Genomic DNA, 14,901 nt, shown 5'->3' with positions numbered 1-14,901 from the left:
CGTGCGACACGTAGAACTCAAGGTCCTGGTTCCCGCCCAGGACGCCCGGACCGTCTTCGACGGGATCATCCAGTGGGAGAAGTACCCCGACCTGGCACCGCACGTGCACACCACCACCGTGCACGGCACGCTGCCGGCCGCCGAGTGCAGCTCCAGCTGGGAACTGCACTTCCGCAGCGGCCTGCTGCGCTGGTCCGAGAAGGACGAGTTCTCCGTCCGGGACCTGACCGCCCGCTTCGAGCAGACCGACGGCGACTTCGACAGCTTCGTCGGCCGGTGGACGCTGCGCCAGGACGGCGCCGACGTCACCGTCGCGTTCGAGGCCGACTTCGACTTCGGCATCCCCAGCCTCGAGGGGATCCTCGACCCCATCGCCGAACGCGTGATCAAGGAAAGCGTGGCCTGGGCGGTGACCGGCCTGTTCCCCGGCTCCACGCTGCTCGGCGACGCCAACCTCAGCGACGCCCGCCCGGAGAACGTCGCGGTGTGACCCGCTGCCCCGACAGGAGTTGAACCGTGGATCAGGCCAACCCGTTCGAGACCCCGCGCACCTACTCGCTCCACCGGGCCGAGTACCTCGTCGCCCTGGCCGTCACCACCGGTCTGATCATCGCCCACCTGGGCGACATCCGATGGGGGCCGGCCGTCCTGCTGTTCCTCTACATCGACCTGATCGGGTACCTCCCCGGCGCCATCGCCTTCCGGCGCAGCGGCGGCCGCCCGATCTCCAAGACGTACTACGTGCTCTACAACGTGATGCACAGCCTCATCACCCAGGCCGCGGTCGTGGCCCTGTGGTGCTGGCTGATCGGGCCGGAGTGGGCTCTGCTGGTGATCCCCTTCCACCTCTTCGGTGACCGGGGCCTCTTCGGCAACTTCATGAAGTCCTTCGCCCTGCCCTTCGAGCCTGTGCGCCAGCCCGGCTACCTGAGACTCCTGGACGACCTGGGCCTTGAGCACCCCAAGCCCGTGGGCCACGTCGCGGACCCCGCGCCCGTGGGACACGTCCCCGCCGCGCGGACGACGGCCGCGAGCGAGCGCGTCCGGCAGGAGGCGACGCGATGAGCACCGCGCTCCGCCCTCGCACCGGGCTGTCGACCGGGCCCCGCAGTCCGGACGGACGCCTGCGCCGGCGTAGGGCCCTGTACCACCTCACCGCCCCGGTGGCCGTGCTGACCGTCAGCCACGGAGGCGTCCTGCACGGAACCACCGTGAGCACCGTGACCACCGTGTCCCGGGAACCGCTGCTGCTGGGAACCTGCCTCAGGAGCGGGTCGCAGTTCGCCGCACTGGCCGCGGCGGCGGGCCGCTACGCGGTCAACGTCCTCACCGGGGCGCAGGCCGATCTGGCCCGGTACTTCGCCGACAGCTCGCGCCCCGGCGGGGCGGAGCAGTTCGCAGGCATGGGATGGGAACACGACCCGTACGCCCACGCGCCTCTCCTCGACGGCGCGCTGGCCCACTACACCTGCCGGCTCTACGGCTCGACCCCGCTGGGCGACCACGAGGTACTGATCGGCCACGTGACGCACGCCGCCGTCGGTGGCGGCGACCCTCTGCTCAGTTACGCCGGCGGGCTGTTCGGCGGCCCGCCCACCCCCGTCCGGGACCCCGGGCCGGGCAAGCACACCAGGAAGGAGACCACGACATGACCGAGTCCGTGGCGCCGGAGGCAGACTGGGACAAGGCACCCGGCCTGCTCGACGGAGCGAAAGAACTGACCCTCGGCCCCGAGGAGTGCGACCTCTCCTACTGGTTCACCTCCGTGGCTCAGGGGACCCTGCGGGACCGCGGTGACACCGGCCACCACGCGGACGCCGTCGTTCCCGACTTCCTCAAGGAGCCCGGGCCGCTGAGGGACGCCCTCACCCTGGAGTTCGGCTTCCGTGCCCTGTCCGAGGAGATGGCCACCCGGATCCTGGGGCGCTACGTCACCATCGCCCCGGGGATACCGGAGATGGAGTTCTACGCGACCCAGCTCATCGACGAGGCCCGTCACGCCCGGGTGTTCCGCAACCACCTCGTCGAGCTCGGTCACCCCGCCGGCAGCCTGCTGCGGGACGTGGACGAGATGGCGGCCGACTACCGGCGCCGGGTCCTGGAGCCGGTGAAGGAGTTCACCGACGACATCGTGACCGGGCAGTCGGACTTCATCGGCGGGGTAGCCGTGTTCGCCATCGTCATCGAAGGCGTACTGGCCCCCGCGGCCGAGCTGAGCGAGCGCAAGTGGACCCCGCTGTCGCCCGCCACCGGGGAGATCTCCCGCGGCACCGCCATCGACGAGATCCGACACCTGACCGTGGCCAGCACGATCCTGCGCGACCACGTGGTCAAGCACCCCGAGTACGAGCCGAGGCTGGTGGAGATCCTGCGTGCGGGCGCCCGACTCTGGGACGAACTCCCCGACCGCGAGTACGTTCTGCCCCGCGAGGAGATGTTCCAGAGGGGCATGCGGGAGCACACCGACCTGATCGGCGACTACGAGCTGTGGCCCGGCGTGCGCATGCTGGACACCACCCCCGAGCAGCGCTACGACATGGCCGAGCAGTGGACCGACGACATGGCCGAGGCCCGCATGGCCTACATGGGCCTGCCCGTCGACGCCCTGGCCTCCGGGCAGGGGAGCACAGGGTGACCACGGCCACGCGGCAGCCGCCCGTGGGGCGCACGGCGGTCATCGCGGGCATCGGGTCGTACGTGCCGCCGGACGTGGTGACCAACGAGGACCTGACCCGCCGGCTCGACACCACGGACGAGTGGATCCGCAGCCGCACCGGAATCGCCACCCGCCACGTGGTCTCCGTCGGCACCGCCACCTCCGACCTGGCCGTCGAGGCCGGGCAGCGGGCCCTGAAGTCCGCGGGCAGCGCCGACGTCGACGCGGTGGTGCTCGCCACCACGACACCGGACCACTCGTGCCCCGCCACCGCACCGGCCGTGGCCGCCCGTCTCGGTCTGACCGGCGTGCCGGCATTCGACGTGGCGGCCGTGTGCACCGGCTTCCTCTACGGCCTGGCCTCCGCCTCCGGACTGATCGCGGCGGGCATCGCGGACCGGGTACTGCTGGTGGCCGCCGATACCTTCACCACCATCGTCGACCCCGACGACCGCACCAGCGCCGTGATATTCGCGGACGGGGCGGGGGCTGTCGTACTACGCGCCGGAGACCCGGACGAGCCCGGGGCGATCAGGACCCCTGGTCCTGGGCAGCGACGGCAGCCTGGCGGACCTCATCGAAGTACCGGCAGGCGGTTCGAGGCAGCGTTCCTCGGCGCGGAGCGCCCCCATCGAGGACCACTACTTCCGGATGCGGGGGCGGGACACCTACCGCCACGCGGTGGAACGGATGACCGCCGCCTCCCTGGAGGCGGTCCGGCGCCGGGGATGGACCATGGCCGAGGTCGACCGGTTCGCCGCGCACCAGGCCAACGCCCGCATCCTCACCGCGGTCTCGGACCGGCTGGAGATCCCGGCCGAGCGCCAGCTGTCCAACATCGAACACGTCGGCAACACCGGCGGCGCCTCGATCCCGTTGCTGCTGTCCCAGGCGGCGCAGGACGGCCGCCTGGCCGCCGGCCACAAGGTCCTCCTCACCGCGTTCGGCGGCGGCCTGGCCTGGGGCGCGACAGCCCTGTACTGGCCCGGGCTCACTCCGTTCTGAGGAAACCGCCGCCGTCCCGCGGACCCGTACGACGCAAGGAAACGCACGCGCAACGCTGCGCACGACCGAAGGGCAATCATGTTCGAACAGTTCAAGAGCCTCCTCGTCGACAAGCTGAAGGTCTCGCCCGACCTCATCACGCCCGAAGCCACGCGGGAGGACATCGAACTCGACTCGCTGGCCGTCGTGGAGCTGTCCCTCATGCTGCAATCCGAGCTGGGCCTGACGATCAGCGACGACGAGCTGCTGGAGGCACCCACCGTCGGCGACATCGTGGCGCTCATGGAGCAGCGAGGCGCGAAGATCTGATGGCGGGCATCGATGTTGCCGTCACCGGTCTCGGCCTCGTCACCCCCGCAGGCATCGGGGTGGGGCCGAGCTGGGCGACGGTCCGCTCAGGGCGCTCCACGGCCGCCTTCGACCCGGTGCTGGAGTCGAACCCGGTCAAGATCTCGTGCCGCGTTCCCGGGTTCGACGCCGATGCCCTGCTGGGATCCAGGCGCGCCCTGCGCCTGGATCCGTTCGTGCAGTTCGCGCTGGTCGCCGCCCGTGAGGCGCTGGCCGACGCGGGGCTGGATCCGAAGACCTGGGACGGAGCCCGGGTCGGTGTGGTGCTGGGCAACGGTGACGGGGGGCCCACCACGGTGGAAGCCCAGCACCGGACGCTGCTCGAGCAGGGCGCCGGCCTGGTCTCCCCGCTCCTGCTGCCCATGCAGCTGCCCAACATGCTCGCCGGCCAGGCGGCCATCGAGTTCGGGGCGACCGGCCCCAACCTCGTGGTGGCCACGGCGTGCGCGTCCGGCACGACGGCGGTGGGCGTCGCCCGCGACCTCCTCGCCCTCGATCGCTGCGACGTGGTCCTGACCGGCGGCAGCGAGGCCCTGATCACGCCCCTGGCGATGGCGGGCTTCGCGCAGATGGGCGCCCTGTCCCGACGCGAGGACCCCGCCCGCGCCTCGCGTCCCTTCGACGCGGACCGGGACGGGTTCGTCGCCGGTGAGGGCGCCGGAGTGCTCGTCCTCGAAAGGCGGGCGGACGCTCTCGCCCGCGGTGCCCGGGTCCGGGCGCGCGTGGTGGGTTACGGGGCGTCCGCCGACGCTCACCACATGACCTCGCCCCATCCGACGGGCGCCGGGATCGAATCGGCCGTGCGCGCCGCCCTGCGCGACGCGGGGGCCGGGCGGGGAGACGTGCAGCACGTCAACGCGCACGGCACCTCGACGCCCCTGAACGACCTGGCCGAAGCCGCCATGCTGAACCGGACCCTGACCGGGGACCCGCTGGTCACCTCCACCAAGGGCGTGACGGGTCACCTCTTGGGGGCGGCGGGGGCCGTGGAGGCCGTCTTCACCGTCCTGTCCGTGGAGCGAGGGCTCGTACCGCCCACCGCCAACCTGACCACGTTGGACCCCCGCATGGACATCAAGGTCGCCGAGACCGAGATGGCCGTGCCCATCGAGCTGGCGCTGAGCAATTCCTGCGGCTTCGGCGGCCAGAACGCCGTTCTGGCCATCGCCGCCGCCTGACCGCCGACGCCGTCCGAGGCAGCGGATCCGACTTCGGGTCGACTGTTCCCTCCCGTACCCGCGGAAACCAAGGAGAGTACCGTGCACGACGCACGCGAGCTCATCGCGCTCGGACCCGAGGCCGTCCGTCGGCCGGCGCGGCGCGACCGTGCTTCCGCTCCGAAGCCGGATCCTACGGGCGCGACAACCGCGGCCTGCTGCGGCTGCACCAGTTCGAGAAGGTGGAACTGGTACGCGTCTGCGCACCGCAGGACGCCGGGGCCCAGTTCGACCTGATGGTCGGGCACGTCGAGAAATGCCTGCAGCGGCTCGAACTGTCCTACCGCGTGATGCTGCTCCCCCCGGGCGGCATGGGCTTCTCCGCTCGGATGACCTACGACCTCGAGGTGTGGCTATAGGCCGCACGGTGGCGGCCCTCCTCGAACAGGGCGCGCGGCCCGACGGAAGTGTGGTCCTGCCGGACGCCCTCGTCCCCTACACGGACTTCCGGACGATCCTGCCGGGAGGGCGCACCGCCTGAGACGGAGCGACGCGTCGGGCCCGTCCGCCGGAGGGAGGGGCTCAGGGGCCCGACGCGTACCCGCCTACGCGCGTACGGGCGGCGAGGTCACGGCGGGGCTGCTCCCCTGGATGAGGGGACAGCCCGTCAGGGTGAGGAAAGGTCGTGGGACAGGATGGCGTGTTCCACGCTCCGCAGTGAGGGAGAGGGCAGCACGCCGATCTCCTCGGAGAGGCGCTGCCACATGCGCCGGTAGGTGTCGAGCGCGTCCGCCCGGCGGCCGGAACGGTACAGGGCGATCATGAGCTGCTCGCAGAATCGCTCACGCAGGGGAATGCTGAGGTGGGCGTCGTAGAGCTCGGCGAGGATGTTCGCGTGGTGCCCGGCACTGAGCTCGGCGTCGAACAGCAGCTCCTGGGCACGCAGCCGGCGTTCTTCGTACAGGGCGCTGGTGAGCCGGCACACCGAGCCGCCGGGCAGGGACCCGAAGACGGGACCGCGCCACATGGACAGAGCGGAGCGCAACAGGTCGGCCGCCTCGGCGGGGTGGGCGCCGGCGACCGTCTCGGCACGACGGACCTCGCGCAGGAACCGGGCGGCGTCGAGCTCGTCCTCGTCCACGGCCAGGCGGTAGCCGGACGGGTGCATGGTCAGACGTGATGCGGAGCGCTCGGGCTCCATGGACTTCAGACGGCGCCGCAGGCGGCTGACGTGTGCCTGCAGGGCGTTGACCTGGTTGTCAGGGGCTCTTTCCCCCCACATCTCATCGATGAGCGTCTCGCCGGATACCGCCTGACCCTCGCTGACCAGCAGAATCTGGACAAGTATGCGCTGCAGATCTCCGGAGATCTCGACCTGACCCGCTCCGGTGTGCACTTCTAACGCCCCGAGAATCGAAAAACTCAGCATATCGTGCTCCCTTGTCATGTATTCGGTGGAATGAATACGGACCTGGTCTCACATGAAGATTGGTCGACGTGGAGGTGCGGAACCGGCCAAGGCCATCAAGCACGCGGGAGACCGAAAACGACTTGTTTATACACTTCTCGCTTGTTTATACACTTCTCCCGTAGCCGTCGGATGGCTAATTTTCGACGGTGCTGCCATATGCCAGCGGCACCTTCATTTGACGCACGCCGATCCTGCCACATTGAATATTCCTATCGAAAGCATTCGCCTCACCCCTCCGTGAAATTTTACGAACCGTTTGCGCGGAAAAGCCCGGCCATGGGGAACGGCCGGGCGCTGCTCGGAAACTGGCAGCCGATAGGGGTTTTCCGGTGCCTGCCCGAGCTGTGGGCGCGCCCAGGAACGTAGAGCGCATCCGTGGAAGCACGTCACCAGCACGTTCCCCGCATGCCGCTTCTGGCCCCTGGCCCTGGCGCCCTCGCTGTCGCTGTCGCTCCGGTCAGCCGGGTATCAGAACCGCATCAGCGCGGTAGGCCAGGCTGGGGGCACGCCGGCTCGGAACCAGGCGCAACGCACCGCATCGCCACGGCACAAGTGCGGGCAAGGTCACGAGGCCACTGTGCGGTTCCTGCCTCCCACCAGCGCAGTCTCCTGATCGTGGGACGGCTGCCGAGCCACCGCCTCACCATCGGGCACGTCAGCCCAAGGAGTGCACCGTATGTCATCGCCGTACGTCCCTTCCCAGAACGGCGTGGTCGAGTCCCTCGACGCACGCCGTGCGACTCCCGCTCCCGTTCCTGCCGCGTCCGCGGCTCCTGCCGCACCGACCGCAGGAGCCTCCGCGACGTTCTCCGAGCTTCTGAAGCGGGTGAAGGCCGAGGGCCTGCTGGACTTCGACCCGCGCTACTACACGGGCCGACTGGCCCTCAACACCCTGCTCCTGGCGTCCGGCTTCACGGCGTTCTTTCTGCTCGGCGACTCCTGGTGGCAGTTGGTCGTGGCCGCGTGGATGGGCTTGTGCGGGACGCAGAGCGCCTACATGTTCCACGACGCCGGCCACAAGGCGATGTTCCGCGACAAGCGGGCCGCCACCGCCGTCGGCTACATCCATGCCAACCTGATCAACGGGTCCAGCTACGGGTGGTGGGTCAACCACCACAACCGGCACCACAGCAATCCGAACCACCTGGACATGGATCCCGACATCGGACGTCGCACCGCGATATTCGACCTCAAGCAGTACGCCAGCCGTCGGGGAGTCAAGCGCTTCATCGTCCGGTACCAGAGCGTCCTCTTCTTCGTGCTTCTGGTGCTCGAATCCCTCAAGATGAGCAAGACCGCCATCAAGGTGATCGCCCAGGGCCAGACCAAGCGCCCGGTGCTCGAGGCTTCGCTCATCCTGCTGCGGGCGGCGATCTACCTGACGCTGGTCTTCACCGTGCTCTCCCCGCTGCTCGCCGTCGTCTTCATCGTCGTCCAGCAGTTCGTCCAGGGGCTCTACTTCGGAATGATCTTCGCCCCGAACCACAAGGGCATGGAGATCCGCGACGGCGAGGAGGAGACCTTGGACTGGCTGGAGCGCCAGGTGCTCACCTCGCGCAACATCCGCCCTTCCCGGCTCGTCGACTTCATGTACGGCGGTCTGAATTACCAGGTCGAGCACCACCTCTTCCCCTCGATGGCGCAGAAGAACCTGCCCCGTGCCCGGGAGCTGACCCGCGAGTACTGCGCGGAGCGGGGCGTCCCCTACCACGAGGTGAGCTTCTGGGCCTCGTACCGGGAGGTGGCCACCTTCCTCCACCAGGTGAGCGCACCCGTGCGCCGGGGCGAGGTCGAACAGGCCCTGGACCGGCGCGCGGCCTGACCCGAGCGGCCCGACGCGCGGCGCACTTCGCGTACCCCCGGACAGACCGGCCGGCGACCTCGACCCGGGGCGGGCGGGTCGCCGCCCTGCCGTGGCCGTCACGACAGGGCGAAGAAGAAGCGAAAGCAGCCCAGACGAGGAGTCCTCCCTCCGATGCGTGAGACTGCCACGCCGCCGAAGAACAGTGCGGACGGAGCCGCCTCGGCGGCGATCGGCGATCGGCTGGACCGCATGCCGATCACCTCCACGCACCGTCAGCTCACCGCCGTAGTCGGGATCGGCCTGCTGTTCGACACGTTCGAGAACAACCTCGCCGGCACGATCTCCCAAGTCCTCCAGAACGACTTCGCCTTCAACGGCACGACCCTCAAACTCGTCCTGGCCTCCGCCTTCGTCGGACAGTTCATCGGCTCGCTGACGCTCGGCAGGGTCGCGGACCGGTACGGCAGGCGCCGGGCCTTCCTGATCAACCTCGCCCTCTACTCGGGCTTCTCGCTGCTGGCGGCCTTCTCACCCAACGCGGTGTGGCTCATCGCGGCTCGGTTCCTGGCCGGCATCGGCATCGGAGCCGAGCAGACGCTCTCCGACTGCTACCTCGCGGACGTGCTCCCGGCGTCGCAGCGGGGGCGGTACACGGCGTGGGCCTACACGATCGCCTTCTGCGGGGTGCCGGCGGTCGGGTTCGCGGCACTGTGGCTCGTACCCCTGAGCCCGCTCGGCATCGACGGATGGCGCTGGCTGTTCATCCTGGGCTCCCTGGGCTCGGCCGTGGTCTGGATCCTGCGCCGCAAGCTGATCGAGTCACCCAGATGGCTCGCGGCGAACGGCCGCCTGGAGGAGGCCGACATGCTTGTCGCGCGGATGGAAGCGGAGTCTGCAGGCCCAGCCGCCCGCCGCGCACAGCGGGCCCCGACGGCGACCGCACCCGTGCTCACGGGAGGAAGCGCACCCGCCCCCACCGAGCAGCGGACGCGCCTGCGGACCATCTTCGCCAAGCGTTACCGCCGCCGCACAACGATGCTGTGGATCTTCAGTGTCCTCTCCGTCTTCGGCTACTACGGCTTCGGCGCACTGACCCCGCAGATCCTGGCGGCCAAGGGCTACGACGTGGTGACCGGTCTGGGCTTCATCGCTCTCTCCTTCCTGGGCTACCCCATCGGATCAGCCCTGTCGCTGCCGATCATCGACCGGTACGAGCGCAGGACCCTGGTGGCCGTCGTCGCCGCGGCCATCGTGGCGACGGGCATGGGCTTCGCCTACGCCGACTCCGCGGTGCTCGTCGTCGCGTTCGGGTTCGGCTACACGCTCTGCAGCAACGTCTTCTCCAACGTCTCGCACGTGTACCTGGCGGAGCAGTACCCCACCGCCTTCCGGGCGACCGCTTCGGGAGCGGCGTACTCCCTGTCGAAACTCAGTGCCGCCGCGCTGCCCTTCGTCCTGCTGCCGGTCCTCGACGCGTACGGCCCCGCCATGCTCTTCCTGGTCATCGCCGCGGCCATGGCTCTGCTCGCGGCGACGGTCCTGATCCTGGGAGACCGGACCACCGGGGCTTCGGTGGACATGGAGCGGTGACGAGCTTCGACGGGGCGTGCGACGTGGTGATGCGGCCCGACAGACACCGGCCCGGCAGAACCTCCCACGCCGGGGGCTTGAAAGGGGCTCCCGTCCTACCCAACGAAGCCGCCCGGCGTCCGGGTGGCGGACCGATAAGGATGATCATGAGCGGCATACTCGACGGCAAGCGCATCCTCGTCACCGGGATGCTGACCGAGCGATCCATCGCCTTCCACTCGGCCAGAGTCGCGCAGGAGGAGGGCGCGGAGGTCGTCCTCACGGGCTTCGGCCGTCCGACCCTGGTCGAACGCACCGCCCGGCTGCTGCCCAGAGCCGCCCCGGTCATCGAGCTGGACATGACGTCCCCGGAGCAACTGGCCGGCCTGGCCGCCCGGATCGGCGAGCACTCCCCGACCCTTGACGGCATCGTGCACTCGGTCGCCTTCGGACCCAGGGGCGCCTTCGACTTCCTCGCCGCCGACTGGGACGACGTGGCCACGGCCGTCCAAGTGTCGGCGTTCTCCTACAAGGCCCTCGTCACGGCCTGCCTGCCCCTCCTGAGGCCGGGCGCCTCGGTGGTCGGCCTGACCTTCGACGCCGGCGTCACGTGGCCCCACTACGACTGGATGGGCGTGGCCAAGGCGGCCCTGGAGTCCACCAACCGCTACCTCGCCCGCGACCTGGGCGACAGGAACATCCGCTGCAACCTCATCGCGGCCGGCCCGCTCCTGTCGGTGGCGGCCAAGTCCATCCCGGGCTTCGGCGACCTGGCCGACGTGTGGGAGAAGCGCTCGGCCCTCTCCTGGAACCTCAAAGACCCGGAGCCGGTCGGCCGAGGCGTCGTCGGCCTCCTGTCCGACTTCTTTCCGCAGACCACCGGGGAGATCGTCCATGTCGACGGCGGCGTACACATGATGGGTGCCTGAGCTTGACCCTGTCGGGGATCTTGGAGTTTCCCGGTGCGGCAGCGTGATCGGCGGGCAATGCTCGGACGGCCCGAAAGTCCACGGCCCATCAGCCGTGACGGGATCACGGGATCAGTCGACGACGGCGGGCTCGGGGGCCTCGGCCGGGAGGTCGCGGACGCCCAGGCGCAGGTGTTCGACGTGGAAGAGGGCCTGGTCGAGGAGTTCGGCGACGTGGTTGTCGTAGAGGGCGTAGATGATCGAACGGCCGTGACGTTCGCCGGTGACCAGGCCGAGGTTGCGCAGCAGGCGTAGTTGGTGGGAACAGGCGGAGGCCTCCATCCCCACGGCGTCGGCGAGGTCGCTCACCGAGCAGGGGCCTTCCTGGAGGCGGGCGAGGATGTGCAGCCGCGAGGGCGTGGCGAGGGCCTGGAGGGTGGCGGCGACGTCGGCGGCGCCGACCGCGTCGAGGCGTTCGCGGGTGGTGGCGCTGCTCCTGGCGTCTGCTCCGTGGCCCATACCGTCATCATACGCGCGACACATGAAGACCTGTTCATGTGTTCCTGTATGGTGAGCGCGTTGCCCGTCGTCCACCCGTGAAGGGTTGATTTGTCATGTCTTCTGTCGTGGGTCAACGGCCCGATCCGACGATCGCAGGGGCTCCGCGCCCGGTGGAGCCGAGGCGGCGTACGCGTCTCCTGGCGCTGCCGGAAGCCAGGTGGGCGCTGGCCTCCCTGGTGCTGTTCCTGCTGGCGCTCCCCGTGTACCTGCTGGGTGCTCCGGCATGGGCGTGGGGCCCGTTGTTCGCCGCCTGTTACGTCACCGGCGGCTGGGATCCCGGGCGGGAAGGGCTCAAGGCCTTGCGGGAGAAGACGCTGGACGTGGACCTGCTGATGGTCGTCGCCGCGCTCGGCGCCGCCGCGATCGGGCAGGTCCTGGACGGGGCTCTGCTGATCGTCATCTTCGCCACCTCCGGCGCCCTGGAGGCAGTCGCGACCGCCCGCACCGCGGATTCCGTACGCGGCCTGCTCGACCTCGCCCCCGATACGGCGACCCGGCTCCGCGCGGACGGCGTCGAGGAGACGGTGGACGCCGAACGGCTGGCGGTGGGGGACGTCATCCTGGTGCGCCCCGGTGAGCGGGTCGGCGCGGACGGGCAGGTCCTGGACGGGGCGAGCGACGTCGATCAGGCGACGATCACCGGCGAGCCGCTGCCGGTGGCCAAGCAGGCGGGGGACGAGGTGTTCGCCGGCACGGTGAACGGCACCGGTGCTCTGCGGGTGCGCGTCGAGCGGGATCCGGCGGACTCGGTGATCGCCCGGATCGTGCAGATGGTCGAGGAGGCCTCCGGGACCAAGGCGCCGACCCAGTTGTTCATCGAGAAGGTCGAGCAGCGCTACTCGATCGGCATGGTCATCGCCACCCTGGCCGTCTTCGGCGTCCCGCTTGCCTTCGGCGACGACCTCCGGTCGGCGCTGCTGCGCGCGATGACGTTCATGATCGTCGCCTCGCCGTGCGCGGTGGTCCTGTCGACCATGCCGCCGCTGCTGTCCGCGATCGCCAACGCGGGCCGCCACGGCGTGCTCGCGAAGTCCGCGGTCGTGATGGAGCGGCTGGGCCAGGTCGACGCGGTGGCGCTGGACAAGACCGGCACCCTGACCGAGGGCACTCCCCGGGTCACCGACGTCCTCCCCCTGCCCTCGTCGGGCCTGGACGAGGACCGGCTGCTGGCGCTGGCGGGGGCCGCCGAGCACCCGAGCGAGCATCCCCTCGCCCGCGCCGTCGTCCGGGCCGCCCGCGACCGCGGCCTCGTCCTCGCCGGGGCGACCGGTTTCGCCTCCTCCCCCGGGGCGGGCGTCACCGCGACCATCGACGGCCGCACCGTCCGGGTCGGGTCCCCGGCCCGCCTCGCCGTCGGCGGCACCGGCACCGGCACCGGCCCCGGCCCCGACCTCGACGAGGCGGTCCGGTCGCTGGAGGACGGAGGTCGTACCGCGGTCCTCGTACTCCGCGACGGCGCCCCGGTCGGCGTGCTGGGGATCGCGGACCGGCTGCGCCCGGACGCGAGGGCGACCGTGGCCGCGCTCACCGAACTGACCGGCCGCACCCCGGTGTTGCTCACCGGGGACAACGAACGCGCCGCCCGCCGACTGGCCGCCGAGGTCGGGATCAGCGACGTCCGTGCCGGCCTGCTCCCGCAGGACAAGGTCGCCGCCGTGCGGGCGTGGGAGGCGGAGGGCCTGCGGGTGCTGGTCGTCGGCGACGGGGTCAACGACGCGCCCGCGCTGGCCGCCGCGCACACCGGCATCGCGATGGGCGGGGCCGGATCCGACCTCGCCCTGGAGACCGCCGACGCCGTCGTCGTCCGCGACGAACTCGCCGCCGTCCCCGCCGTCGTGGCCCTCTCCCGGGCCGCCCGCCGGCTGGTCGTCCAGAACCTGGCCATCGCCGGTACCTTCATCGCCGCCCTGGTCGCCTGGGACCTGATCGGCACCCTCCCCCTGCCGCTCGGCGTCGCCGGGCACGAGGGCTCCACCGTCATCGTCGGCCTCAACGGCCTGCGCCTCCTGCGGGAGTCCGCCTGGCCCCGGCCCGCCGAGGACACCGCCTGAGCCGCGCTCCAGGACGGCCCGGTACGCGGTGTGGTCGCGGATCCGGAAGTCGTCGTCCCGCCAGAGCACGAGCCCGCCGCCTTCCCCAGGGCGTCCCTGCTCACGGTGGACACCGTGGGCCACGGGATGTACGGCCTGAAGGCGCCGAGACGGGCGATCGACACCTACCTGAGCAGCCGGCGGAACTGAACCGGTCGGGCCGCGTCGGCGGAGGAGGCCCAGGACCGTACCGGCGGGGATGCTCCCCAGGGCCGTGCCGGCGGGGATGCTCCCCAGGGCCGTACCGGCGGCGGGGCGCTCCACCGGCGCGGCCGTGCGGGTCAGTCCCCGACCCGGCCGACCTGGAGCTGCCTGCCCTGGGTCGTCACCACCGCGACCGGCACCCCGTCGGGCACCTTCCCGCGGAGGTCCGCGAGGAGCCGGTCCAGCGGTGGCAGGTCGGCCGGTGTGCGCACGGCGATGTACAGCGTTCGGGAGCGTGTCTGTACGTCGATGACCTGCGCGCCGGGCGTACCGGAGAGCCAGGCGGTCGCGGCGGCGGAGGTGCGCGTGGTCCACACGTGGAGCAGCACGGTCACCGTGGTGCTGGCCGCGAGGACCAGCCCCACCGCGGCGAACAGCAGACCGAGCGTCGCGTAGGCACGCCGCGATGCGCGGGCCGGGCGCTCCTGGGCGTGGTCGAGCGCGGCGAAGACCACCATGCCGGCGAAGACCAGGGCGAGCAGGTTGGAGACGAAGAGCACCAGCGCGCCGAGCGCGAGCCACCAGGCGCCCTGCCCGGCGCAGACGCCGACGACGACCAGCGGCGGCACCAGCGAGATGGCGATGGCGACCCCGGGCAGCACCGCGGCGACGTCCTTGCGGGACAGTGCGAGCGCCCCGGCGAAGCCCGTCGCCAGGGCGGCCACCAGGTCCAGCAGGCCGGGCGAGGTCCGGCCGGCGATCTGACCGTCCGACAGCAGGTCGTAGTGGGAGGGCACGGCCAGCGAACCCACGGCGCCGACCGCCACCACGAGGAGCACCCCGGCGAGCACGAACCGGCCCGCCGAGCCGCGCCGGCCCTGTACGGCGCCGATGGCGATGCCCATGATCGGGGTGGACAGCGGCGCGATGATCATCGCGCCGATCACGGTGGCCGTGGAGTCGGTCAGGACGCCGCCGGCCGCGATCACCGCGGAGAAGAACAGCATGGTCCAGAAGGCCGACTGTTTGGCGCGGGCGTCCCCGCACGTGAGGTCCAGGTCCTCGGCGAGTTCGGTCTGCGACCTCCGTTGACGCTCCGGAAGCACCCACGCGCGCAGCCCTGTGATCATCGGATCAGTATCGGAGCCGGGCGTCGGCGGGGACGGCAGCCACCCGCGTGGCGTCATC

The 14,901-nt window shown here is 70.9% G+C and carries 14 protein-coding genes and 2 pseudogenes; 13 read left to right on the top strand and 3 right to left on the bottom strand.

What is annotated here, in order from left to right:
* Position 1: 1 nt before the first annotated feature.
* The 8 genes and pseudogenes from AC3CH1_RS19710 to AC3CH1_RS19675 all read left to right on the top strand — a co-directional run.
* Complete coding sequence (locus tag AC3CH1_RS19710; RefSeq protein WP_488464127.1) at positions 2–490, top strand: type II toxin-antitoxin system RatA family toxin; 489 nt, start codon at positions 2–4, stop codon at positions 488–490.
* Positions 491–516: 26 nt separating this feature from the next.
* Complete coding sequence (locus AC3CH1_RS19705) at positions 517–1,065, top strand: hypothetical protein (RefSeq protein WP_488464126.1); 549 nt, start codon at positions 517–519, stop codon at positions 1,063–1,065.
* Positions 1,062–1,652: a flavin reductase family protein gene (locus tag AC3CH1_RS19700; RefSeq protein ID WP_488464125.1), complete on the top strand. Its 591-nt coding sequence runs from the start codon at positions 1,062–1,064 to the stop codon at positions 1,650–1,652. The genes AC3CH1_RS19705 and AC3CH1_RS19700 overlap by 4 nt, the downstream gene beginning before the upstream one ends.
* A complete protein-coding gene (locus AC3CH1_RS19695; RefSeq protein ID WP_488464124.1) occupies positions 1,649–2,635 on the top strand; it encodes a ferritin family protein in 987 nt (328 codons plus the stop codon). Before AC3CH1_RS19700 ends, AC3CH1_RS19695 begins: the two co-directional genes overlap by 4 nt.
* Positions 2,636–2,658: 23 nt before the next feature.
* Positions 2,659–3,661 (top strand): annotated as a pseudogene (locus tag AC3CH1_RS19690) (beta-ketoacyl-ACP synthase III).
* A 78-nt stretch (positions 3,662–3,739) separates the two neighbouring features.
* Entirely contained in the window at positions 3,740–3,970 is a 231-nt protein-coding gene (locus AC3CH1_RS19685) for an acyl carrier protein (protein WP_488464123.1), read from the top strand.
* Complete coding sequence (locus AC3CH1_RS19680; protein ID WP_488464122.1) at positions 3,970–5,187, top strand: beta-ketoacyl-[acyl-carrier-protein] synthase family protein; 1,218 nt, start codon at positions 3,970–3,972, stop codon at positions 5,185–5,187. The genes AC3CH1_RS19685 and AC3CH1_RS19680 overlap by 1 nt, the downstream gene beginning before the upstream one ends.
* 137 nt (positions 5,188–5,324) lie before the next feature.
* A pseudogene (locus AC3CH1_RS19675) lies at positions 5,325–5,707 on the top strand (aminoacyl--tRNA ligase-related protein); the annotation flags it as partial.
* 126 nt (positions 5,708–5,833) lie between these two features.
* Here AC3CH1_RS19675 and AC3CH1_RS19670 read toward each other — a convergent pair.
* The gene (locus AC3CH1_RS19670) at positions 5,834–6,595 is read right to left on the bottom strand and encodes an AfsR/SARP family transcriptional regulator (protein ID WP_488464121.1); all 762 of its coding nucleotides are present in this window, start codon (positions 6,593–6,595) and stop codon (positions 5,834–5,836) included.
* Positions 6,596–7,313: 718 nt separating this feature from the next.
* Here AC3CH1_RS19670 and AC3CH1_RS19665 point away from each other — a divergent pair.
* The 3 genes from AC3CH1_RS19665 to fabI all read left to right on the top strand — a co-directional run bounded on the left by AC3CH1_RS19665 (position 7,314) and on the right by fabI (position 10,939).
* On the top strand, positions 7,314–8,459 hold the full coding sequence (locus tag AC3CH1_RS19665; RefSeq protein ID WP_488464120.1) for a fatty acid desaturase family protein: 1,146 nt from the start codon (positions 7,314–7,316) through the stop codon (positions 8,457–8,459).
* A 153-nt stretch (positions 8,460–8,612) separates the two neighbouring features.
* On the top strand, positions 8,613–10,031 hold the full coding sequence (locus tag AC3CH1_RS19660) for an MFS transporter (RefSeq protein ID WP_488464119.1): 1,419 nt from the start codon (positions 8,613–8,615) through the stop codon (positions 10,029–10,031).
* Between the two features lie 146 nt (positions 10,032–10,177).
* A complete protein-coding gene (fabI, locus tag AC3CH1_RS19655) occupies positions 10,178–10,939 on the top strand; it encodes an enoyl-ACP reductase FabI (RefSeq protein WP_488464118.1) in 762 nt (253 codons plus the stop codon).
* A 111-nt stretch (positions 10,940–11,050) separates the two neighbouring features.
* Here the strand turns inward: fabI and AC3CH1_RS19650 are convergent, their stop codons facing one another.
* Positions 11,051–11,437: an ArsR/SmtB family transcription factor gene (locus AC3CH1_RS19650; RefSeq protein WP_488464117.1), complete on the bottom strand. Its 387-nt coding sequence runs from the start codon at positions 11,435–11,437 to the stop codon at positions 11,051–11,053.
* Positions 11,438–11,532: 95 nt separating this feature from the next.
* Here AC3CH1_RS19650 and AC3CH1_RS19645 point away from each other — a divergent pair, with 95 nt between their 5' ends.
* Positions 11,533–13,530 (top strand): heavy metal translocating P-type ATPase, encoded by a 1,998-nt coding sequence (locus AC3CH1_RS19645; RefSeq protein ID WP_488464116.1) that lies wholly within the window; start codon positions 11,533–11,535, stop codon positions 13,528–13,530.
* A 30-nt stretch (positions 13,531–13,560) separates the two neighbouring features.
* On the top strand, positions 13,561–13,719 hold the full coding sequence (locus AC3CH1_RS19640) for a hypothetical protein (protein WP_488464115.1): 159 nt from the start codon (positions 13,561–13,563) through the stop codon (positions 13,717–13,719).
* Between the two features lie 131 nt (positions 13,720–13,850).
* On the opposite strand, the gene AC3CH1_RS19635 is transcribed toward AC3CH1_RS19640, so the two are convergent.
* Entirely contained in the window at positions 13,851–14,843 is a 993-nt protein-coding gene (locus AC3CH1_RS19635; protein ID WP_488464114.1) for a DUF389 domain-containing protein, read from the bottom strand.
* Between the last annotated feature and the right edge of the window lie 58 nt (positions 14,844–14,901).

The organism is Streptomyces sp. MGP-P1 (assembly GCF_057766565.1).
Note: the sequence above shows the minus strand (reverse complement) of the source record. Positions and strands in the feature narration are given on the sequence as shown.

Coding starts and splice junctions, on each gene's coding strand:
- AC3CH1_RS19650 (WP_488464117.1), bottom strand. CDS start 11,437: ATGGGCCACGGAGCAGACGCCAGGAGCAGCGCCACCACCCGCGAACGC.
- AC3CH1_RS19670 (WP_488464121.1), bottom strand. CDS start 6,595: ATGCTGAGTTTTTCGATTCTCGGGGCGTTAGAAGTGCACACCGGAGCG.
- AC3CH1_RS19665 (WP_488464120.1), top strand. CDS start 7,314: ATGTCATCGCCGTACGTCCCTTCCCAGAACGGCGTGGTCGAGTCCCTC.
- AC3CH1_RS19645 (WP_488464116.1), top strand. CDS start 11,533: ATGTCTTCTGTCGTGGGTCAACGGCCCGATCCGACGATCGCAGGGGCT.
- AC3CH1_RS19660 (WP_488464119.1), top strand. CDS start 8,613: ATGCGTGAGACTGCCACGCCGCCGAAGAACAGTGCGGACGGAGCCGCC.
- AC3CH1_RS19680 (WP_488464122.1), top strand. CDS start 3,970: ATGGCGGGCATCGATGTTGCCGTCACCGGTCTCGGCCTCGTCACCCCC.
- AC3CH1_RS19685 (WP_488464123.1), top strand. CDS start 3,740: ATGTTCGAACAGTTCAAGAGCCTCCTCGTCGACAAGCTGAAGGTCTCG.
- AC3CH1_RS19700 (WP_488464125.1), top strand. CDS start 1,062: ATGAGCACCGCGCTCCGCCCTCGCACCGGGCTGTCGACCGGGCCCCGC.
- AC3CH1_RS19695 (WP_488464124.1), top strand. CDS start 1,649: ATGACCGAGTCCGTGGCGCCGGAGGCAGACTGGGACAAGGCACCCGGC.
- AC3CH1_RS19635 (WP_488464114.1), bottom strand. CDS start 14,843: ATGATCACAGGGCTGCGCGCGTGGGTGCTTCCGGAGCGTCAACGGAGG.
- fabI (WP_488464118.1), top strand. CDS start 10,178: ATGAGCGGCATACTCGACGGCAAGCGCATCCTCGTCACCGGGATGCTG.